Origin of the sequence: Rhodococcus sp. LW-XY12, assembly GCF_019317345.1 — a bacterium.
Taxonomy (GTDB): Bacteria; Actinomycetota; Actinomycetes; order Mycobacteriales; family Mycobacteriaceae; genus Rhodococcus; species Rhodococcus pyridinivorans.
The window spans coordinates 103,436-124,482 of record NZ_CP079227.1; the positions used below are offsets into that span (position 1 = coordinate 103,436).

General features: G+C 66.8%; 22 protein-coding genes. 7 read left to right on the forward strand and 15 right to left on the reverse strand.

Annotation, left to right across the window (positions count from 1 at the left end; genetic code table 11):
• Positions 1-103: 103 nt before the first annotated feature.
• Complete coding sequence (locus KXC42_RS25905) at positions 104-988, forward strand: potassium channel family protein (protein ID WP_219130592.1); 885 nt, start codon at positions 104-106, stop codon at positions 986-988.
• Between the two features lie 29 nt (positions 989-1,017).
• Here KXC42_RS25905 and KXC42_RS25910 read toward each other — a convergent pair whose 3' ends face one another.
• Together KXC42_RS25910 and KXC42_RS25915 are read right to left on the reverse strand one after the other, a co-directional pair.
• A complete protein-coding gene (locus KXC42_RS25910) occupies positions 1,018-1,425 on the reverse strand; it encodes a four-helix bundle copper-binding protein (RefSeq protein WP_219130593.1) in 408 nt (135 codons plus the stop codon).
• A gap of 372 nt (positions 1,426-1,797) precedes the next feature.
• Positions 1,798-2,172 (reverse strand): DUF1330 domain-containing protein, encoded by a 375-nt coding sequence (locus tag KXC42_RS25915; RefSeq protein ID WP_088898129.1) that lies wholly within the window; start codon positions 2,170-2,172, stop codon positions 1,798-1,800.
• A 158-nt stretch (positions 2,173-2,330) separates the two neighbouring features.
• On the opposite strand from KXC42_RS25915, the gene KXC42_RS25920 reads away from it, so the two are divergent.
• The gene (locus tag KXC42_RS25920) at positions 2,331-2,792 is read left to right on the forward strand and encodes a response regulator (protein ID WP_088898130.1); all 462 of its coding nucleotides are present in this window, start codon (positions 2,331-2,333) and stop codon (positions 2,790-2,792) included.
• Positions 2,793-2,795: 3 nt separating this feature from the next.
• On the opposite strand, the gene KXC42_RS25925 is transcribed toward KXC42_RS25920, so the two are convergent.
• Entirely contained in the window at positions 2,796-3,002 is a 207-nt protein-coding gene (locus tag KXC42_RS25925) for a hypothetical protein (RefSeq protein WP_088898131.1), read from the reverse strand.
• 229 nt (positions 3,003-3,231) lie between these two features.
• On the opposite strand from KXC42_RS25925, the gene KXC42_RS25930 reads away from it, so the two are divergent.
• A complete protein-coding gene (locus tag KXC42_RS25930; protein ID WP_219130594.1) occupies positions 3,232-4,575 on the forward strand; it encodes an APC family permease in 1,344 nt (447 codons plus the stop codon).
• Positions 4,576-4,986: 411 nt separating this feature from the next.
• Here KXC42_RS25930 and KXC42_RS25935 read toward each other — a convergent pair whose 3' ends face one another.
• The 5 genes from KXC42_RS25935 to KXC42_RS25955 all read right to left on the reverse strand — a co-directional run bounded on the left by KXC42_RS25935 (position 4,987) and on the right by KXC42_RS25955 (position 11,750).
• Positions 4,987-6,348, reverse strand: a complete 1,362-nt coding sequence (locus KXC42_RS25935) for a hypothetical protein (RefSeq protein WP_219130595.1) — start codon at positions 6,346-6,348, stop codon at positions 4,987-4,989.
• A 5-nt stretch (positions 6,349-6,353) separates the two neighbouring features.
• The gene (locus tag KXC42_RS25940; RefSeq protein WP_257606245.1) at positions 6,354-7,136 is read right to left on the reverse strand and encodes an AAA family ATPase; all 783 of its coding nucleotides are present in this window, start codon (positions 7,134-7,136) and stop codon (positions 6,354-6,356) included.
• Entirely contained in the window at positions 7,133-8,650 is a 1,518-nt protein-coding gene (locus tag KXC42_RS25945; RefSeq protein ID WP_306840100.1) for a transposase, read from the reverse strand. The genes KXC42_RS25940 and KXC42_RS25945 overlap by 4 nt, the downstream gene beginning before the upstream one ends.
• A gap of 531 nt (positions 8,651-9,181) precedes the next feature.
• Positions 9,182-10,591 (reverse strand): IS1380 family transposase, encoded by a 1,410-nt coding sequence (locus KXC42_RS25950; protein ID WP_102032069.1) that lies wholly within the window; start codon positions 10,589-10,591, stop codon positions 9,182-9,184.
• Between the two features lie 469 nt (positions 10,592-11,060).
• Positions 11,061-11,750 (reverse strand): protein kinase, encoded by a 690-nt coding sequence (locus KXC42_RS25955; protein WP_257606246.1) that lies wholly within the window; start codon positions 11,748-11,750, stop codon positions 11,061-11,063.
• A gap of 171 nt (positions 11,751-11,921) precedes the next feature.
• On the opposite strand from KXC42_RS25955, the gene KXC42_RS25960 reads away from it, so the two are divergent.
• On the forward strand, positions 11,922-13,331 hold the full coding sequence (locus KXC42_RS25960; RefSeq protein WP_102032069.1) for an IS1380 family transposase: 1,410 nt from the start codon (positions 11,922-11,924) through the stop codon (positions 13,329-13,331).
• Positions 13,332-13,415: 84 nt separating this feature from the next.
• On the opposite strand, the gene KXC42_RS25965 is transcribed toward KXC42_RS25960, so the two are convergent.
• On the reverse strand, positions 13,416-13,787 hold the full coding sequence (locus tag KXC42_RS25965) for a hypothetical protein (RefSeq protein WP_219130597.1): 372 nt from the start codon (positions 13,785-13,787) through the stop codon (positions 13,416-13,418).
• A 22-nt stretch (positions 13,788-13,809) separates the two neighbouring features.
• Between KXC42_RS25965 and KXC42_RS25970 the strand changes: the two genes are divergently transcribed.
• Positions 13,810-14,262, forward strand: a complete 453-nt coding sequence (locus tag KXC42_RS25970; RefSeq protein WP_219130598.1) for a hypothetical protein — start codon at positions 13,810-13,812, stop codon at positions 14,260-14,262.
• A gap of 854 nt (positions 14,263-15,116) precedes the next feature.
• Here KXC42_RS25970 and KXC42_RS25975 read toward each other — a convergent pair.
• The 3 genes from KXC42_RS25975 to KXC42_RS25985 all read right to left on the reverse strand — a co-directional run bounded on the left by KXC42_RS25975 (position 15,117) and on the right by KXC42_RS25985 (position 16,330).
• Positions 15,117-15,326 (reverse strand): hypothetical protein, encoded by a 210-nt coding sequence (locus KXC42_RS25975; RefSeq protein WP_219130599.1) that lies wholly within the window; start codon positions 15,324-15,326, stop codon positions 15,117-15,119.
• Positions 15,327-15,360: 34 nt separating this feature from the next.
• Complete coding sequence (locus tag KXC42_RS25980; protein WP_219130600.1) at positions 15,361-15,669, reverse strand: hypothetical protein; 309 nt, start codon at positions 15,667-15,669, stop codon at positions 15,361-15,363.
• A gap of 139 nt (positions 15,670-15,808) precedes the next feature.
• The gene (locus tag KXC42_RS25985) at positions 15,809-16,330 is read right to left on the reverse strand and encodes a hypothetical protein (RefSeq protein ID WP_219130601.1); all 522 of its coding nucleotides are present in this window, start codon (positions 16,328-16,330) and stop codon (positions 15,809-15,811) included.
• 1,054 nt (positions 16,331-17,384) lie between these two features.
• Here KXC42_RS25985 and istA point away from each other — a divergent pair.
• A complete protein-coding gene (gene istA / locus KXC42_RS25990; RefSeq protein ID WP_257606247.1) occupies positions 17,385-18,959 on the forward strand; it encodes an IS21 family transposase in 1,575 nt (524 codons plus the stop codon).
• Positions 18,956-19,726 (forward strand): IS21-like element helper ATPase IstB, encoded by a 771-nt coding sequence (gene istB / locus KXC42_RS25995; RefSeq protein WP_010596878.1) that lies wholly within the window; start codon positions 18,956-18,958, stop codon positions 19,724-19,726. Before istA ends, istB begins: the two co-directional genes overlap by 4 nt.
• Positions 19,727-19,784: 58 nt before the next feature.
• Here the strand turns inward: istB and KXC42_RS27865 are convergent, their stop codons facing one another.
• Genes KXC42_RS27865 through KXC42_RS26010 form a run of 3 tightly spaced genes read right to left on the reverse strand, consistent with a single transcriptional unit; the run spans position 19,785 to position 20,958 of the window.
• Positions 19,785-20,171: a recombinase family protein gene (locus KXC42_RS27865; protein ID WP_373922204.1), complete on the reverse strand. Its 387-nt coding sequence runs from the start codon at positions 20,169-20,171 to the stop codon at positions 19,785-19,787.
• A complete protein-coding gene (locus tag KXC42_RS26005; RefSeq protein ID WP_219130603.1) occupies positions 20,168-20,395 on the reverse strand; it encodes a hypothetical protein in 228 nt (75 codons plus the stop codon). Before KXC42_RS26005 ends, KXC42_RS27865 begins: the two co-directional genes overlap by 4 nt.
• Positions 20,396-20,436: 41 nt before the next feature.
• Complete coding sequence (locus tag KXC42_RS26010; protein WP_219130604.1) at positions 20,437-20,958, reverse strand: hypothetical protein; 522 nt, start codon at positions 20,956-20,958, stop codon at positions 20,437-20,439.
• Between the last annotated feature and the right edge of the window lie 89 nt (positions 20,959-21,047).

Sequence of the window (21,047 nt, forward strand, 5' to 3'; positions counted from 1 at the left end):
CGCCGACTACGACGTGCCCGGACCCGATCGAGCGATCGCATCGTGGACACCGCTTCCTCGAGCTCCTCGATCGGCGTAGGACAACACCCGAAGGTCGGCGCCAGTGACGTGGATCTTCAGCGTGCTCGGCGCGACGCTCGTCGCGGTGGCGCTGCGGGATATCTATGCGACCTTGTGGCATCCGCACGGGCTGGGCACGCTGAGCCGAGGGGTGTTCCGGGGTATCTGGTGGGTCGCCGGCAGGATCCGCCGGCACGGTCGGGCGCTCGGCTCGGCCGGACCGCTGGGCATGATCGCCGCGGTGTTGCTGTGGGCGGCGCTGATCGTGACCGGGTGGGCGCTGATCTACCTTCCGCACATGCCGGGCGGTTTCTTCTTCGCCTCTGCGCTGCAGCCGCAGTCGTCATCCGATGCGGTGGCGTCGCTGTATCTGTCGCTGGTGACCGTGGCCACCCTCGGCTACGGCGACATCACTCCCGTCTATCCGGTGCTGCGGCTGCTGCTCCCGGTGCAGGCGTTGATCGGGTTCGTGCTGTTCACCGCGGCGATCTCGTGGATCCTGCAGATCTATCCGGCGCTGATCCGCCGCCGCGCCGCTGCCCGGACCGTGCATCTGCTGATCTCGACCGATTCGACCGAGGTTGCCCGCCGTGGAGAGGCGAGCATCGCGTGCGCGCTACTCGACGGGCTCACCGAGGCGTTGACCACCGTGGAGTTCGATCTGCGGCAGTACGGCGAAACGTACTTCTTCCGCGACGCCAACTCCGATCGGTCCCTGGCCGCGATGCTCGGGCACGCTCCCTCTCTGGTTCGGGCCGGGGAGGCATCGACGGCGATGGAGGTGCGCCGCGCCGCAGTGCGGCTCGAGCAGCAACTCGGGTCGCTCACCAGCTATCTCGATAGCCGCTATCTGCACACCGGAGGATCGATCGAACAAATCTGCGCTGCCTACGCCGCCGACCACCGGCACCGGACCACACCACGGTGACCCGGCGCCGGCGATGCTGCGTGAGCAGGTCAGTCGAGGGCGGCGAGCAGATCGCGGCAGGCCTGCTCACAGCGCCGGCACGCCTCGGCGCAGATCCGGCAGTGCTCGTGATGGGAACTGTGCCGGTCGCATTCGTCGCCACACACCCGGCAGGCGGTGGCGCAGGCCTCGACCATCGCCTTGGTGACCGTCGCATTGTTACCGGTCTGACGCGAGAGGATCCGGGCGGTCGCCGCACACAGGTCGGCGCAGTCGAGGTCGGTGCGGATACAGGCGGTCAGGTCGGCGACGGTGTCCTCGGCCAGGCACGCATCGGCGCAGGCGGTGCACGTCTGCGCGCAGTCGGTACACGCCTCGATGCAGGCGGCCAACACGCCCGTGTCGATGTCGCCCACATTCTTCGGGTAGCTCTCGAGCATGCTCGCTGCAGTGCCCATGACAGTGCTCCTTTCCTCGGGTGACGGATTCTCACGGAACAGCAAGTTCCGCTTCGTCTGTCGCGTACCCGAACAAGCACACTCTCAACATGTCGTACAGATTTTTCGGTGCCCGGAAGTGCCGCCGCGGTGGACCAGCCCAGGAGAATCGAAAGGTCAGGTGGGGTCGTTCACCGGACACCGCTGTGGACAGCGGGTAACAATGGGCTGTGCGGGGGTGGTGTGCGGTTCGGCGGTGCGCACCGATGACCGCGCGCCACTCCTCGCCCATCACGGTGCCCCGACGGGTCGGTGCCGTCCGGCAGCTGCACGACGAAGGCTGCCGGGCCGAGCCGGACGGTGGGGGTCACTGCTGCTCAGGAGCGCTGCTGGTCAGGAGCGCTCGGGCCACGGCACGGTGGCCTGCAGCACCGCTTCGGTCAGTGCCTCGGTGCGCCAGGTGGTCACCTGCTGGTAGTCGGGGTCGGCGACCATCTGTGAAAACGCGCTGCGGGAGGGATAGCGCACCAGCAGCACCGCATCCCACTGCTGGCCCGACTCGGCGACCAGCGCGGTCGAGCCGTCCCCGGCGTAGAGGACCTCCCCGCCGTAGCGTGGCAGAAACCTCTCGTGCAGCGCCGCGGCGTACCGGTCGTAGAGTTCCCGTCCGCCGTCGGCGAAACGCAACAGATTCAGCATCACCACCGGCCCACCGGGATCCTCGGCAAGAAATCGTTTCAGGTCGGCACCCCGCGGATCGACAGCCATGCCCGCAGTCTGACACAGCCAACGCTCGCGCTCGCGCCCGATTGCCGCAATTGGTGTCTTCACCGGGATGGGCACTCAAGACAGGTGCACCGGCGGTGACGTACCGTCGACCGCGTGCGTGCACCCTGCCGTGTCCTCCCCACCGGAAGGCAGAGACGATGACCGATCCTGCCGATCCCATCGTCGTTCTACTCGTCGAAGACGATCCCGAAGACGAGTTGATGACCCGGGAAGCCTTCGCCGACCACAAGATCACCAACGTCGTGCACGTGGTGCGTACCGGCGAGCAGGCCCTGCAATTCCTGTACCGGCAGGGCCCGTACAGGGAGGCACCCGGCCCGGATCTGATCCTGCTCGATCTGAATCTGCCCCGTCTCGACGGCCGCGAGGTATTAGCCCGGATCAAGGCCGACCCGGAACTGTCTGCCATCCCCGTGGTGGTGTTGACCTCCTCCACAGCCGAAGAAGACCTGCTACGCAGCTACCGGCTGCACGCCAACGCCTACATCACCAAACCCGTCGACTTCGATCAGTTCGCGGGCGTGATCCGCACGATCGACAACTTCTTCCTGCACGTAGTGCGTCTGCCCCATCGGCCGCCGATCTCCGACGCACCGTGAGGTCTAACGGTCGGCACCCAGTTCGGGAGCTCGGACGAATACCAGTGCATCCTCGCCGGCGATCCGGTGGTCGATGATGCGGTCGATGGTCTGCCGCCACTGTGCACGCACGTCGTCGATGTCGGCGCCGGCGTCGAGTCGTTGCAAAATATTTTGTTGCGCAACGTGATAGGCCATGCGGGTATCGATGTCGAAGGAGGGTAGTGCCATGGGCCTGCACCCTACGGGCCACACGCGAGAAGCCCAAACACCCTGGTCGTCGTGAAGGCGATTGCCGAGCCGAAGGTTTCGCTAGGACGGCGCTCGTGTATCCGGATCGAGTGTCGAGTCATCGGGGCACCGTGGGCGCAGCCGCGAGAGCGGATCGGCCTGTGGTGCGACGGGCACAGCGGGCGATCTCCGCACCGGAGGCGCGCACGCGGAACGGAGGGGATCTGTGATGTCTTCCAGCACCGGCGAGACCAAGAAACTGTCGCTGATCGGCTCGATCGCGCTGGGCACCGGCGTGATGATCGGGGCGGGCATCTTCGCCCTGGTCGGTCAGGTCGCCGAACTGGCCGGCTCCGCGATACCGTGGGCGTTCGTCGCCGGCGCGGTCGTGGTGGCATTCAGTGCGTATTCCTATGTGCGCTATTCGAGTACCGATCCCTCCTCGGGAGGAATCGCGATGATCCTCACCGCCGCCTACGGTCCCGGGGTGATTGCCGGGTCGTTCTCGTTGTTCATGTACGTCTCGATGATCCTGGCCGAGAGTTTGCTGGCTCGAACGTTCGGTACCTATCTGCTGCGCCCGTTCGGGATGCAGAACTCCCCGGTGTGGGTGCCGGTGCTCGCCGTGACGGCGATCGTGGCGGCGACGGTCGTCAATCTGGTGGGTAACCGATGGGTGGAAGGCTCGGCCACGGTCACCGCAGCGCTCAAGATCGCCGGTATCGGCGTGCTGGCGGTGGCCGGAATCATCGCCACCGGGATGTCGGCGCTGTCGGATGCGCTGGTGGGACGTCCCGGCGGAGCGCCGCCGGATAGTGGACTGTGGGGATTTCTGGCCGGCACAACCCTGTGCATCCTGGCCTACAAGGGCTTTACCACTATCACCAATCAGGGTGCGGACATCCGCCATCCCGAGCGCAATATCGCTCGCTCGATCGTGATCGCGATCGCGGTATGCACCGTGATCTACCTGTTGTTGACCGTCGCCGTCGTCGGGAGCCTGTCGGTTCCGCAGATCCTCGCCGCCCGCGACTACGCCCTCGCCGAGGCCGCCGAACCCTTGTTCGGTTCGTGGGGGGTGTGGTTGACGGTGGCAGTGGCCGTTGTAGCAACGTTGTCGGGTCTGGTGGCGAGCCTGTTCTCCGTCTCCAGGTTGTACGACATGCTGCGCGAGATGAAACAAGTCCCGGGTGTGCCGGTGTCGCTCAACCGGCAGTCTCTGCTCATCACCGCAGCGTTGGCACTGGTGACGGCGAGCCTGTTCGACCTGAGCCGGATCGCGGCGCTCGGAGCGATGCTCTATCTGTCGATGGACATCGCCATCCACTGGGGAATGATCCGCCGACTGCGCCACCGGGTCGAGTTCACCGTGTGGATTCCGGCGGTGGCCATCGCACTTGATGTGCTCGTGCTCGTGCCGTTCGTCATGATGAAAGCACGCAGCGACTGGTTCACGGTGGCGATCACCACCGCGGTGGCAGCAGTGATCATCGCCGCCCAGGCGGTGAATGCGCGGCGCCACCCCCACGACGATCCCGGACAGAACAGTTCGGCAACGTCCGAGGCGAGCTGAGACGATGCCGTCCATCTGTCATCGGGCACGAACACGGAGCCTACCGTCCCGTTCGGACAGGTTCTCACCGGAAAACGCGCTCAGCAGGGGTTTCGGGGGAGATGGTGCGCTAATGGCAATTTTCGTCACCGACTCCGCACAAACCAGGAGTGACATAGCCCCAGGTGACTGATTTGTCGTATTAATCCCATTTGTGGTGTCCTGTGCCATTCGATCCGAAGCATTGCCAGAACATCTGATGAGAGGCGACGCCGGAATGTCAGTGGCCCGAGCTGGGAAAACGACAGTGGATGTCAGCGGCAGGCGACATCGGATGTCAGTGGACGCGACAGAGAGTTCTCGGCGCTTTCACCTGGGGTGATGGCGGCAAGGAGGCTGGTCGGACGGAGCGTCCGGGCGACAGGACGCGGCTCAGGGCTGGCCGGGGTCGAGGTTGAGGGCGGCGATGTGGCGTATCCATCCCTCGCGCCAGGGGTGCAGACCCGGAAGTCGTGCCCTGCAGACCCGGGCGGTCCGGTTCAGTCTGCCGACCGGTCCGATCGCGTCGGCGAACAACCGAGCGGTGGGTACGGTGCGTGCTTCCTGGAAGAGCGCGGCGGCGTGCAGCAGGGGTCGCGCCGGTGGTGGGATCACCCAGACTCGCAGGTCGGCCGGGTGGTCGACCCGGCGGGTGCCGGGAAAGACCAAGGTGTCGCCGATGAGGGCGCGCCGCGGGAGAAAGTTCAGCTCCCGGTAGGTGGTGCCGGTGAACAACAGGGTGGCCAGTGCGGCGGCGTGTGCCGGGTTGGCGACCTGGGTCCGGATCCGGGTGATGATCTGCTCGGTGATCGGGGTGGTGGTCAGCCCCACGCCGACCATGTGGTTCAGGTGCGGCGGCAACACCAGCGGCACACCGTGCCGCTCGAACGCGGCTTGGGCGCCGCGGAGCCGGGTGAGGGTGTAGTTGCGGCCGGGGCTGTCGGCCACGAGATCACCGAGAAGCCTGCTCAGGCCGACGGCGGCATGCCAGTAGTGGATCCGACCGGGCGGGATCGTGCCGTAGAGCGTGCGCAGGTGGGACCGGAGCGCGGGCAGGTAGCCGAGCATCCGCCGGGCCAGGTCGGGGTCCCGGCCGCAGGCGGTGAGCCGTCGACTGGTCGTCTCGGCAGCCTGGTGGTAGACCGCGGCGACGCGGGTGTAGTCGGCGCGCGAGAGTGCGGCCGCGGCCGCGGGGAGGAAGGTGGCGCAGTCGCTGTCGGGCACTGCGGGCAGTTCCGCCGCGTCCGTCGGTGCGGGGGTGTCGCGGCGCGGCGGAGGGAGACGGCCGGTGAGGGCGACCAGGTCGTCGGTGATGTGTGGGCGCACCCCGGCCGGCATCGCGAGGCGGGGTGCGAGCGGGTCGCGGGAGTGCCAGACGAGCACCAGGTGCACACCGGCGTCGTGGCGGAGCCGAAACAGTCGGGCATGCTGAGCGGCCGACAGCCGGTGGGCGCGCAGCACGATCAGGTGCCGGATCTCGTCGCCACGGATCCAGGCGGTCACCGCCCGCCACACCGAGTCCGGGCCGCTGGCGCCGTCGGCCCCGGCCCGATCGAGCGAGTGCCCGAGCGCGAGCAGCAGGTCGTCGGCCAGCGCGGCCGCGGTCGAGGCGCCGGGGGTGGGGTGCACGGTCACCACTGCGGACGCGAGAGTGTGGGCCCGCAGCAGGGTGTGGGTGAGGTGGGCGTCGTCCTCGCGGTCGAGCAGCACCGTGACCGGGACGAGGGCATCGTCGTCGACCCCGCTGTCGGTCACCGACCTCACCCGCTGCGACCGGAGACTTTCGCGAACACCCAGCCCATCACCTCCTGGTCGATCCGGTCGCGGTCGAGGCGCTGCAGCGCGCGGACGGTATGCGCGGTGAGTTTGGCCCAGGACCGGAAGTTGCCGTGCCCGGCGTGCGCATCGGCGAAGGAGATGAGATCCGGATCGGTGTTCTGCCAGACCGCATGGAACGCAGGGATCACCCGCAGCACCTGTTCCGGGGTCATGCGCCGGAACTCCTGCCACACATAGACCCGCGAGCTGAGCATCGGTTCGCGGGAAAGCACCTGGTAGCAGTCCCCACCCCCGACGAACACGATCGCGATGTCGGTGCGCAGGTCGTCCCACAGGTGCCGCCAGTACTCGAAGCATTCCCGTGACATCCACTGTGCCTCGTCGCAGACCAGGACCCGGAACCGCTCGGCCAGCACGTCCTTGAGCACCCGATCGAACTCGATCGGCTTCGACGGGGGCGCACCGCCGACGGCGAGCGCATCGAACAGCGTGTGCCGGATATCGCGCGGTGTCGGCCGCGCCCGGAACTGCACCCGGCACACCGTATCCGGGGCGAGCTCGCGGAGCGTGGCGTTGACCGACAGCGTCTTTCCGACTCCTGCGTCGCCGTGCACGCACATCATCGCCTTGGCCTCGATGACGTCGGTGAGGTTGTCCTTCATCAGCAGCAACGCGTCGGTGGCCACGATGTGCGCACCGGCCAGGCCGAGGAAATGGTCGCCGGGAACGCCGATGTCCCCTCCCGGGCTCCCAGGTCCAGTCACGACGGTTCCCCGCTTTCTCCGCCACGGCGGTGTCCGTCATCCGGATCGATCGGCAGCACCCATCCCGGTGCCGGCGGCGGCAACGGAATCAGATCGGGACGCGCCCACCGCGCCAGGTCCGCGTCCTGCTCGTCGCCGCGCTCACGCTCGGCTTCGGCGGTGGTCATCGCATCGAGTCGCCGGGCCGGGTCCGGTGTGGTCGTGGCGGCGTAGCGGACTCGTCGGGCACGTTCGGCTGCCGCCAGATCCGCTCGCAGCCGCCGAGCCGTGCGGTTGCGGGTGCGCCGGACCGCGGCCTTGGTGGCTTCCGAGGCTCGGTCGGCCAGCTCGGCGGTGCCCAAGTGGACACCGGTGCGGGCATCGAAGACCTCCACCTCGTGGTCGTGATGCGGCATGTACCGCAGCCGCACTGCGGTGCCGACCCGCCCCACCATCCAGTCCGCGACATAGTGGCGGCCACGACCGAACCCGATGCCCTTGGTCGTGATCGTGCGTCGGCGTCGGTCGTCTTCGAGGGTGAACATCCACAATCGGGTCTCGTCGACGTCGTGGATCGGTGTCGGATCTTCCAGCCACGACCCCAACGGGGTGCGGTCTCCGAGTTCGGCGAGGGTGTGCTCACGGTTCCACCACTGCACCCACGCCAGCAGCTCGGCGACGAACGCCCCGAACGTTAACGCGGGCTGGTCCGGATCGATCGACATCCCGCTGCGTTGGGTCTGGCGGTGGGTGTAGCGCGGCAAACCCGCGAACAGCATCCGATCGACGGCGCCGTTGATCGTTTCCACCGTGCCCTTCAGGTGCGGGGTGTAGCCCGGCAGATCGACAACGCGCACCGCGAACGCGCCCAGCGCCTCCCCCACGGTGCGCGACAGGAAATCCTTGCCCCGGTCGATGCGCACCACGGCGGGCAGGCCACCGGCCGGACCGTACGGCTCACTGCGCGCGATCGACGCCCGTAACGCCGTCAGGATGCTCTCGCGGCTCGGCGTCTGCGGTGTGACCGCCACGCCGAGGATCACGTCGTGCGCGGCGTCGACGAACCAGGTCACCCACGGCTTGACCAGTCGCCCGTCGACCTCGACCTGCACGGCAGCCTCGACGTGGTCGCCCTCCCACGCCGCGTTCCGGAACGACGCCGGGCGCTGCAGGAACACATCGAACTTCCGGCGTTCGCGCTCACCGCCGCGCAGCCCCGCCAACTCCCCCGCCGTCAGATCCCGCTTGATCGCGCGCTGCACCGTCCGCAGATCCGGCGCCGGCGGACCACCGTGCTCGGCCTCGGTGACCAGCTCCCGATGCACCGCTGCCGCGTTGCCCCGCCAATAGGCCAGCCGCACCCGAAGCCGGTCGTCGATACGAAACCGAGGACGCTGCGCCGGAACCGATTTCGCACGGCGTGCCGCCAGCCACCGCCACACCGTCCGCTCGGCGACACCCAGAGTCTGCGAGGTCAACCGGACGTGATCGCTGGACAACGCATCGGACGCATCGAGTTGCGCCAACCGGTCCATCGCAGCTTGCCGCAGGGCCCGCACGCTCGCGTCGACCACGGCAACAGCCTCCAGCAATCCCCGGGCCGCATCCCAACACCGTGAGCCCGTCGACCACGTCCTCCGAAAATTCGACCACGTACCGGTCGGTAAGAAGACCAGAAGTGCTGACATTCTCGTGTCGACTACCTACTGACACTTTCGTGTCGTCTCACACCAGAGCACCTGAGGCAAATGCAGCGTATGTGCCATCAAGTTGAGTCGGACCGTCGATCTACCTGCGTGTTTTCGGAGATCATCGTCACCGCCCGACGTCCAAGTGCCTAAAGAACCTGGCACGAACATCAACGAGCCGTCGTGCCACATTTCTGAGGAACGAAGCTCAGGGCCCTACTCGTGCCTCAGATTGAACCTCGATCCACCGATGAGCCTTCGGCGGGTGGCGTCGGCGTGATGGGCGCGGCGTGATCGGCTGCGGGCAGGGGTGAGTTCCGGGCGTCTCATCCCGGTTGTCCACTTCGTTCTCGGTCGTGCCGCTGGTGGCGGCGGTGGTCAGCTGGCCGCGGCCGGTGGTGGTGGTGCGTGCGTCGCGGTGAAGAGTCGGTCGAACGCGGTCTGCCAGGGCCAGGCGTCCGGCAGGTGCAGGATGATGCGGCGCGCCGTCCGTGCCAGTCGTGCCGGCACTGAGATGAGGGTGCGGCGAATCGTCGCGGTCGTTGCCCGGGCGAGCCGCCCGCCTCGGTCGGCGATGAGTCCAGCGGCGCGAGTGAGGTTGAATGCGATCACGGCGAGGACGAGCCATGCGCTGTTCGCGGTGAACACTCCCGAGGGCAGGTGAGCGAGCGGGCCCGCCTTCAGGTCGGCGTGAACTTGCTCGATGATCGCGTGCCCGCGGTGGGTCTTGTCCGCCGCGACGGTTCCCATTGTCTGCTTGTCGGTGGTGGTGAAGAACGCGTGGTGCCGGTAGCTGTCGAACAAGGTCGGCTGCTCGACCTGCTTGGGGTTCAGGTCTGGGATCCGTCGGACCACCAGTCGTCCTTCAACCCGTTCGGCGATCTTCCGGGAACGGAACGCGACGAAGGGCACCTCGGCGACCTCGGCCTTCGAGATCCACCGGCCCGTGACCTCGTCACGGATCGCGTTCGGGTACTCGATCGTCTCCCACCCGTCCTCGGGGATCGTCGCGATCGCCGTCTTCACCGCGGGGTCCATCCGAACGGTGATGGACACGTCCGCGCCGGCCTTGATCGCGGTGCCGATGGTGGCGTGGCCGTAGAACGCGGAGTCCGCCCGCAGCAACGGCCGAACACTGCTGCCCAGGTCCATGCGGCGAAGCGTGGCGAGGGTGTCGGCGACGATCCTGGCCGCGCCTTTCGGGGAACCGGTCTTCCCCTGCCGCAACCGCTGGGCGAGGATCACCGGCGCTGAGGTCGTCGTCGACGCTGTCGCGACGAGGGCGTTGAGGCCGCGGACGCCGGAGTACCCGAACGACGCTCCCTGCTTCTGGTACCCGTGGACCTCGATGATCGTGTCGTCCACGTCGACCATCACCCGCTCACCGTCCCGGATCTGCAGCAGCGGCGCGGCCGATGCGAGGTTCACCAGCGTCCGTGAGGCGACGGCATCGAGCTGGCGGACGTGCCCGAACCGGAACTCCCGCAGGAACGAGCCCAGCGTCGACGGTGCATACGTCCGATCGAACAACCGGCCCATCCCGCCATGACGCAGCAGATTCATGTCGTCGATCGAGTCCGCGCCAGCGAGCATCCCCGCGACCAGCGCCATCACCTTGCCGCCGGCGTTCGCACCCTTGTCCGTCGGGACGCTCAATCGCGACTGCGCGAGCTCATCAAGCCCCGCAGAACGGGCAAGACGGAGCATCGGGACCAGCCCCGCGACCGACACGAGATTCGGATCATCGAACACAGCCGACACGGCAACGGGAGCATGCTTGAATTGCACCTACGAGATGCCTCTCAGACTCGGGAAATAGGACCTTAGACAAGCTCTATTCTTCCTGGTCAGAGGGGCATTTCTGCGTTACGACGCCAACTCAGCAAGCCTCCCCATCGGTGGATCGAGGTTGAATGGCACCGGAAATCCTCGTCGAGAGCGTCACGTTCCCCAGGTCCTCGTTCAAGTGCGGCGCCACGTCTACGTCTCCGCCGGCTGCGGCATTGACGGATGGCCACGATGTGTGGGATATCGAAGGATCAGGACGGCTTGCTTAGACTTCGTCGGGGACAGGTCGGGCGGGAAACCGCACGCCAAGCTCCTGCATCAGTGAAGATTGGAAGAGAACTCACACTGGCTCGCACCCTTCCCGATTCGCACCGCACCGCGCCGCACGTGAGCAAACGCGTCAGAACCGACGCGCAGGAACCGGCCGGTGTCCGCCCCCGCAGGCTAAAGATCACGCTACGGGGGGCGGTTAGCTCAAAGTAGCCACGATCGTGCGGAGCTCTGTTGGCACGCGATCATGGGGAACCACACGGTCACTGAGCCCCTGCACGCGCCGATTCGAAGCCTGGTGACGGGCGATCAGACGCACATTCGGACCATCAGGCTCACCACAGATGACCACGCTAGCTTTCGTCTTAAACCGCTCACCACGGACGCAGAGCACATGGCCTGCATGGCTAATCCTTGACCAGTCGCGCCGCCCCTCCATCGCGCCGACAAGAGCGTTACCGAACTCGTCAGCCGACTGGTGCCGATCCTTAGGATCTAACTGAAGCGCCTTCCGAATAACATTCGCAACCGACTGAGGAACGTGTGGAGCAAGGTCGCGAAGCTCCCGAAGGTGGCCCGCCTTAATTCGCGCCACCTGGTCTTCCAGTCCCATGTAGGTCGAAACTGGGTACTCGCCGCTATAGGTGAAGAAGGCTGTCGCGCCAAGCGAATAGACATCAGACGCTATCGAGCATCTGTTCCCCGAGGCCGCTTCTGGCGCAACCGTCTGCCACGTGCCGTTCGGCGATGCCGTCCCGTGGTCGTCCAGGATCGCGCAGTAACCGAGATCAGAGACGCGCACGTCGTCACCGTCCACGAGTACATTTCCCGGCTTGATGTCGCGGTGAATCATGCCCGCTGCATGGATTCGATCAATACCGGCCGCCACATGTCGCATCACGCGCGCGGCCCGGTGAAGTCCAAGCCCTACTCCCTTAGCCTCGATCCACCGATGGGGAGGCTTGCTGAGTTGGCGTCGTAACGCAGAAATGCCCCTCTGACCAGGAAGAATAGAGCTTGTCTAAGGTCCTATTTCCCGAGTCTGAGAGGCATCTCGTAGGTGCAATTCAAGCATGCTCCCGTTGCCGTGTCGGCTGTGTTCGATGATCCGAATCTCGTGTCGGTCGCGGGGCTGGTCCCGATGCTCCGTCTTGCCCGTTCTGCGGGGCTTGATGAGCTCGCGCAGTCGCGATTGAGCGTCCCGACGGACAAGGGTGCGAACGCCGGCGGCAAGGTGATGGCGCTGGTCGCGGGGATGCTCGCTGGCGCGGACTCGATCGACGACATGAATCTGCTGCGTCATGGCGGGATGGGCCGGTTGTTCGATCGGACGTATGCACCGTCGACGCTGGGCTCGTTCCTGCGGGAGTTCCGGTTCGGGCACGTCCGCCAGCTCGATGCCGTCGCCTCACGGACGCTGGTGAACCTCGCATCGGCCGCGCCGCTGCTGCAGATCCGGGACGGTGAGCGGGTGATGGTCGACGTGGACGACACGATCATCGAGGTCCACGGGTACCAGAAGCAGGGAGCGTCGTTCGGGTACTCCGGCGTCCGCGGCCTCAACGCCCTCGTCGCGACAGCGTCGACGACGACCTCAGCGCCGGTGATCCTCGCCCAGCGGTTGCGGCAGGGGAAGACCGGTTCCCCGAAAGGCGCGGCCAGGATCGTCGCCGACACCCTCGCCACGCTTCGCCGCATGGACCTGGGCAGCAGTGTTCGGCCGTTGCTGCGGGCGGACTCCGCGTTCTACGGCCACGCCACCATCGGCACCGCGATCAAGGCCGGCGCGGACGTGTCCATCACCGTTCGGATGGACCCCGCGGTGAAGACGGCGATCGCGACGATCCCCGAGGACGGGTGGGAGACGATCGAGTACCCGAACGCGATCCGTGACGAGGTCACGGGCCGGTGGATCTCGAAGGCCGAGGTCGCCGAGGTGCCCTTCGTCGCGTTCCGTTCCCGGAAGATCGCCGAACGGGTTGAAGGACGACTGGTGGTCCGACGGATCCCAGACCTGAACCCCAAGCAGGTCGAGCAGCCGACCTTGTTCGACAGCTACCGGCACCACGCGTTCTTCACCACCACCGACAAGCAGACAATGGGAACCGTCGCGGCGGACAAGACCCACCGCGGGCACGCGATCATCGAGCAAGTTCACGCCGACCTGAAGGCGGGCCCGCTCGCTCACCTGCCCTCGGGAGTGTTCACCGCGAACAGCGCATGGCTCGTCCTCGCCGTGATCGCATTCAACCTCACTCGCGCCGCTGGACTCATCGCCGACCGAGGCGGGCGGCTCGCCCGGGCAACGACCGCGACGATTCGCCGCACCCTCATCTCAGTGCCGGCACGACTGGCACGGACGGCGCGCCGCATCATCCTGCACCTGCCGGACGCCTGGCCCTGGCAGACCGCGTTCGACCGACTCTTCACCGCGACGCACGCACCACCACCACCGGCCGCGGCCAGCTGACCACCGCCGCCACCAGCGGCACGACCGAGAACGAAGTGGACAACCGGGATGAGACGCCCGGAACTCACCCCTGCCCGCAGCCGATCACGCCGCGCCCATCACGCCGACGCCACCCGCCGAAGGCTCATCGGTGGATCGAGGCTTAGCCAAGGATTCCAGATCTCCGTCAGAAACCAGGGGCGTCACGATGAATCGGATGTCACTTGGGCCGTCGACGTCGGCGTTGAGGACATCCAGCAGGCACCGGCTTTTCAGTCCTTCGAGCCGCTGAGCTTCGTCCCAGGTCCGCGACGACTCATCCTCCCCGGGGTCAAGGAGCTTTACCGCAACCATCTTGTCGAAGTGACCATCATGCGCCTCGTAGACGTTTCCGTCACTGCCAAGCTTGCCTCGAAGCTCGTAACGGCTATTGATGACGGTCCCAGCGGGGAACTTCGGCAGACCCTGTGTAGGCACCTGATTAGGTTACGATTCGCCGGTGGCAGTCTTGGGTATTTGCGTAGTCCCCGGCGGTGGTGCGCCCAAGCTGCACGGCGTCATAGCTGACGGCACATTTGAAGATCCGATAATTGTCGATAGCTTCGAAGTGAGGACAAACTCCCACGAAGCCTCAGAGCAGGCCGTCGATCTGGCCAGGCTATTACTTGCGAAGCTCCCCGGGCTGAGATTCAGCGCAGCAGCAATCCGCATTGCCGGCACAACACCGGTCCCTAGACGAAACAAGGCGGCGTTCTCCCGTGCGCACGCCGAAGGGGCCGCCCTCTACGTCCTGCGTGAGCACCTTAAGTCGCCAGTCGCCACGGGTGATCCGAAGGCGCTGGCCAAGTCTTCCGATGTGCCGTACCCCGAATTAGAAGCCACCGCGAAAGGCCTACTAAAGAGCAAGGCCGACGCGACGCTCGCAGCGTTGAGCCAACTTCCCAAATCCTGATAAGTCTTCCGGCCCGCCCAGCACAAAGAGAGCGTCTACCTCAGGAACGGTCCACTCACCAGGGCTCTCGCGCCATTCTGGGATCAAAGCGTTGAGCACTATCCCAATGAGGACTCCATCATTGCCGGCCTCGCGTAGGCCAGTTGCCGCCCGAGCGATCTGTGTACCGCTCGCGATGTTCACGCCAACAATAACGGTGTCACCTACACCATCAGCGCGAACAGTCGGGTCGAGCATCATGGCCGCACCGATTAGTCGCTCCGCAGGAGCGGTAGCTGCCCACATGCTGAATCCGTCGAAGCGTTCACGACGCACTGTCATCAACTTATCGACTTGGCGGCGAAGTAGCGCTGGGTCGTCAAGCTCATGCACGTGGGAGTGACCCGAATTAATCACATCGAGTAAGCCAACCATCCCGCACCCCTTCCTACGCCGGAGATACCGCCCGGGACAGTAGCGCCGTGCCCCTTCGACACGGGCTGACACCGATGATGGACCGTAGCAAGCGACACCGACCATACATTCGCAAGACCCGGCCAAGTCATTACTTGCGCTCCTCCGGGACATGCTCTCACCAGGTAGTTTCCGCCTCCTCAGCCGATGAGCCAGCACTCCCCAAGCCCCCACACACTCTTCAGTAAGCCGAAACGAACCTCCCGCCAGAGTTCGCATAGCGGAGCTATCAACCTGCGCTGGGTCTCCACTCCGGCAGCGCCGTCACATAGCGGGCATGACCGGTGGTGTTCTGTTCGAGGCTGATGTTAAGTGCAGTGTCCTTCATGGAGTTCTGTATTTTTTGAAATTCCGTCTCCTTCGGTATTTATTCGGTGGCATGCGGGCTTCCCGCCGTTAGGTCAATGGCGGTTGCCCAGGTACTCGGCCCAGCCGGCGAGAAAGCCGCGTTCGTATTCGGCGGCTGCATCCTCGTCGAGGCGCTCAGCAGCAGGCGTGGTGAACCAGGTCGCGCCCTGGTCGGCGTCGGCGGCGGTGACGTCGCCGGTGTGCTCGCGCTCGACCGCGGCCGCGTACCCGGCGGTGTGCCCGCGCTGGTAGTACCTGCTCATCGGATCCCTCTTCGACGTCGGTGCGGGGTACGGGTCAGCTCGCCCCCAGGTGGGTGCGGGCGAGGATGCTGTCGTCGACCGCGGCCGCCAGGGTGGCCTCGTATGCGTAGTCGTCGATCCACTCGAACACCGTGTCGGGGCCGTCCGCACCGATCCCGATCCCGATCCGGGGACGGGTGTCGATGCTCAGCTGCACGAACGGTGAGTCCTGCCCCATCTGGTGGGTGGCGCGCAGGAGGCGGCGCAGCGCGGCGGTGCCGGCCACGACGGCGTCGAGTTCGGTGGCGGCGGTGCCGGATTCCTCGGCAACGGCCGGATCGCAGGTGACGGTCCAGGTGTGCATGAGCGGTTCCTCGTTCCCGGTCGGTGCAAGGTGGGGTGGATGCCAGTGTGCCCCGCCCCGGTGACCGCCACCGGACCGAATACGGCACCGGGCCCGGCTGCCTGTGGACAACCGGGCCCGGTGTGGACAACCTTCGGCGTTACCCGCGGCCGCCCAGGGCGAGGGCCTTCTCGTCGGCCGGGAGCAGCACCGACCGGGCCACCTGCACCGTGCGGGCGATCTCGGCGACGAACGCGGCGTGTCCGGCCTTGTCGAAGAACCGGAAGACCAGCGGCCCGGCCTCGACGTCGACCCAGTGGATGTGACGGCGACGCTGCGGATCGAACGCCCCGCCGGGGGTGATCTTGGACGTGGGCATCTGGGCCCAGTGCACCGTCACCAGGTGCTCGTCGGCGGTGAACCGGTCCGGGCGCAGCAGGAACTGCTCGGGCAGGGCCAGGAGGAACCCGCCGGTGGCGGGACGGCGCAACGCCGTGACCACGCCCCGGGCCACCGCCGGGTCGGTGAAGACCATCCGCACCGCGCCGATGGTGGCGAACACCGCCGCGGCCGCGGTCAGCGCGCTGGTCACATCCAGGCGCACCTCCTGCGACGCTCCGGCGATCAGGACGGTGGTGCGGGTGGTCGAGGTCGGAAAGTTCGGGGTCTGCGGCGGGGTCATGGCGACCTTCCTGCTCGAGGTGAGAACCGGCGCGGGTCCGCCTGTTCTTTTGCCCTGCTGGCAGGGAGCATTTGGACCGGCATGAGGGCCGTGGAGTGCAACCTCTGGGACGGAAAAATCTCGCCGGAGCGCAGCGGAGGAGAGAATTTTCCGGGCCGTCAGGCCGCGCAGCGCCCAGGGGTTGCGCGCAGCGGACCGCCGGTCAAAATCGGAGGCCAGAAGGGCAAATCAGGCTCTTGTGCAGGGCGGAGCGCAGCGGAGCTCGATTCGGTGTGGGCCGCAGGCGCACCGAGGCTCTGCCTGACGACGACCTGCCTGCGGAAACATCCAGATCGGCTGTCGGCCCCTGCCACAGATGAAAGCCGCCAAGGTGAGGTTGACCGCCGCGGGCATGTACCGGGGCGGATCCGCGACTTCAACTCCAACCCCACCGGTGGCCGCCCGAAAGAATGCTTGACCAGAATAGTTTCGACCGCCCAGAGGGACGCTGAATACAAGGCCGAGCTGGCAGTCGATCCGCACCCACGGCACTGGAAGCACAGCGACGAGTGCCGATCCGAGGTGGCCGCCAGCTTCGATCGCGACACTCGACTCGACTGGTACGGATTTGTCACGCCAGTAGCGACTCTCGGAACAGCGGCATCCCCACGTGTCGAACGGATCACACAGGACTGCGATCCGAACGTGGCCGCGACTCCGGTCAACGGCAGCGGGCGCGACCACGCAAAGCCCCGATCAGATTTTCCCCGGGCGAGGGCTCGGTCCGGCTCCTCGGATTCGTAGGTAACTGGGAATCGAGCCCGACCACCCACCCGCGACACCACGATGCGCGTCGACTTGTCCCTCGTCGTGAGTTTCGGTGCGGCGTTGAGGGTGGTGCTAGCGGACATGCCAACCTCCCTGTAGGCGGACACGTTCTTCCCTGCTGACGGACAGCTGATCTCCCTGTCCGTGACCGTGGGACCGGCGGTGTGTCGGTCCTGAACCAGACGCCCCTCCGGGGTTTTGCTCGAGGTCTTCGACCACCACCGAGCGACTCCCACCGGAGGGACGCATGAAGAAGTCTGACAGGGACATCATGGAAATTCTCGAAGCCTACGACGCCACCGGCAGCGCGCACTCGGCCGCACAACTCGCCGGGGTGGACCCGAAAACCGTCCGACGCTACGTCGCCGCCCGCGACGCCGGTATGCCGGTGACCGGCCCGGCGCGGCGGCCGCGCATCATCGACGACTACCTCCCCAAGATCGAGGAGTGGGTCGAACGCAGCAAGGGCCGGGTCCGCGCCGACATCGTCCACGAACGACTCGTCGAGCTCGGCTTCGACGGGACCGAACGCACCACCCGCCGGGCCGTGGCGCAGGCGAAAACGGCGTGGCAGGCCGGGCACCGGCGCACCTACCGGCCGTGGCTCACCGAACCCGGACTGTGGATGCAGTTCGACTGGGGCGCCGGCCCGAAGGTGCCCGGACCGGGCGGGATCGTGCGCTCGACCCTGCTGTTCTGCGCCTGGCTGGCGTGGTCCCGCTACCGGGTGGTGATCCCGGTGTGGGATCAGACGTTGCCGACGCTGATCGCGTGCCTCGATGCCACGGTGCGTCGCTTCGGTGGGGTGCCGACCTACGCGCTGACCGACAATCCCCGCACCGTCAGCATCGACCACGTTGCCGGCATTCCGGTGCGGCACCCGCAGATCGTCGAGACGGCCCGGCACTACGGCATGGCCGTGCACACCTGCATCCCCTTCGACCCGGAATCGAAGGGTGGCAGCGAAGCCACCGTCAAGATCGCCAAGGCGGATCTGGTACCCACCGAGGCGAACCTGCTGCCCGAGTACGCCGCGTTCATCGACCTCGAGGCCGCGTGTGATCGCTTCTGCGTCACGGTCAACGCCCGCCGGCACCGGGAGAGCGCCCGCATCCCGGCCGAGGCCCTGGCCGACGAACGCGCCCGCCTGCACACCCTGCCGACTACCCCGCACACCCTCGCATTGGGGACCACCCGCAGTGTCGGCACCGACCAGACGATCCGGTTCGGCTCGGTGCGCTATTCGACCCCACCGGGCCTGGTCGGCGCCGAGGTGTGGGTGCGCGCCGCCGGCGCCGACCTCGTCGTGGTCGCCGACCTCGATGCCCTGCCGCGGATTCCGGACTGGGCCACCGGTCGGTGCGGTCTGAGCGAGGTTGCCCGCCATCGTCTTTCGACACCGGGCAATCCGAGCATCGATCCGGCCCACTACCCGAACCACCCCCAGGAAGCGGACGGGGCGCCGCGGCCGCCCCGTCCGAGGGCCCGCTCCGCCGCCGAGGCCCGGTTCCTCGATCTGGGACCCGGCGCGCACACCTGGCTGATCGCCGCCTCGGCGGCCGGGGCGGCCCGGATCCGGGCGAAGATGACCGCCGCGGTGGAGCTGGCCGCGTTCGTCGGCGCCGACACCGTCTCGGCGGCGCTGGCGGTCGCGGCCGGAGCGGGCCGGTTCGCCGAGTCGGATCTGCCGGCGATCGTCGCGCACCACACCGACACCGGCACCGGCGCCGGGCGGGTCGTCGCCGACGAGACCCATTCGGTCCAGCCCGGCACCGGAGCCTGGGCCGGCTTCGGCACCGCCCGCACGGAGGCCCGCTCGTGAACCCCACCGCACCGCCGCTGCCCGACGATCTGCTCGCCGTCCTCAAACGCATGCGCCTGCCCTACCTGCGCGCCGCCGCCCCCGAGGTGCTGGCGACGGCAAAAGCACAGCGGTGGGACCCGACCGAGGTCCTCAAGGTCCTGCTGACCGAGGAGATCCGCGGCCGCGACGAAGCCACCAGGGCGATGCGCCGCAAAGCCGCCGGGCTGCCGGCCGGCAAGACGTTTTCCTCGTGGCGCGAGGAGGATTCGTCGATCCCGGCCCCCACCCAGAGCGCCCTGGCGGCGTTGGAGTGGGTGCACCGCGCCGAGAACCTCGCCGTCAGTGGCCCGTCCGGGACCGGCAAAACCCACTTCGTCGAGGCGTTGGCGCATGCGGTGATCGACGCCGGGATGCGGGTGTCGTGGTTCACCCTCGAATCGTTGACCGCGGCGATCGGGCGGGCCGCGGTGGACGGGTCGATCACCAAGACCATCACCAGAATCACCCGGGCCGAGTTGATCGTCGTCGACGACATCGGCATGCTGCCGTCCGGTCAGGCCGCCGCCGAGGCGTTCTACCGCCTCGTCGACGCCGCCTACGAACGCCGCAGCGTGGCGGTGACCAGCAACCTCCACCCGTCCGGATTCGACACCATCATGCCCAAGACCCTCGCCACCGCCGCCGTCGACCGGCTGCTGCACCACGCCCACGTCGTGATCACCGAGGGCACCTCACTGCGGCTGAGCGAAGCCACCGCCGGACGCGGGGTGATGCCGTTGACCTGACATCGAGTGAGATCACCTGACCGCGGACAGGGAGATCAGCTGTCCGCAGGCAGGGAGATCACCTGTCCGCCCACAGGGACGCCCTCCTGTCCCTTGACAGGTGGACGGCTCGACTTGTGCGAGGCGGTAATTGGCCAGCACTCGCGCGCAGTGCGATAGGTCGTGCGCATTGTCGGGTGGTGAGCAGTGGCCCCTGGTCGGCAGAACGGCTCTGGGTCAATTCCGCCGAAAGCTCTTTCGCCCCCCGCGTGCCGAGTAGCCGGTGAACGTGCGACCGGTACCAAATCGGGCTACCGGCCGGCGTGGGGATGCCTTCGTTGTTGAGTTCGCTGCAGATCGACTCGAGCGTTCGGCCTGCGATCCGCATCGTCACGACGCGGCGAAGCACATCGTCCGGACACAGCTTTGGCCGACCTCGGCGACGCCTACCGGCAGGACTGATCATCGCTGATCACCGCCCCGGCCGAGTCGCTTGAGCGTGGCGAGAAGCGCCTCCAAGATCAAGCTGGCGCGATCGGCGCGTTCCCCGGACGCGAACAAGGCGATGAACGTCGCGCACGTCGCGAGAAGGGTAATGACGGCTCGCCCCTCCATGAGGACGAACAGCACCACGCAAAGGATGACGAGAGGAGTGGAAAAGTCTTGAACAGAGTTGAGCAGGGTATTCACGAAGCGTTCCTCTAGGAGGCGGGCTTCGTGTTCGTCGTCGGTTAGACGCGCACAAGGCCCGCAAGTCGATAGGGATTAATCGACTTGCGGGTGCTCGGTCCACGCGTGACCTGCGGCTGCATGGTGACGAATCGACCGGGCGGGGGGCCCTGCTGGCTGCGCCTGGCGAGCAAAGCTCGGAGCTGGACGTGTGCCGCCAAGTCGGCGTCGATTGAACGACGCCGGAGTCCGACGAGGTGCTCGTCGAGGCCCGAAATGCTCGCCGGCTGCTGGATCGGGTTGAGTTTTGCCAGCCACTCGCCGACTTGGCTACGAAGCTTGAGGACTCGGTCAAACGCGATGCGGTGCGGCGAAACCGCTCGGACGAGGGTGTCGCGGGCCTGCAGCACTGCGCCGACAGTCTCGCGCGTCGGCTGTATTAGGTCCCGATGCACGGCGTCCTGGACTTCGCGAAAGGCTGGGGAGAACACAGCCTGCTGGGCTTCACGAATTTGGCGCAAGAGTTCAGGCTGCAGCACGGCAGATGCCACCGTGCGTGCCTCAAATGCCCGAATCGTGCTCACGTCAGTAAGGCTACTCGCCCACAAGATCTGTTCCGCTAATTGTTTCTTGGCCACTTGCTCCGCCGCAGACAGGCGACGGTCGACGCCAC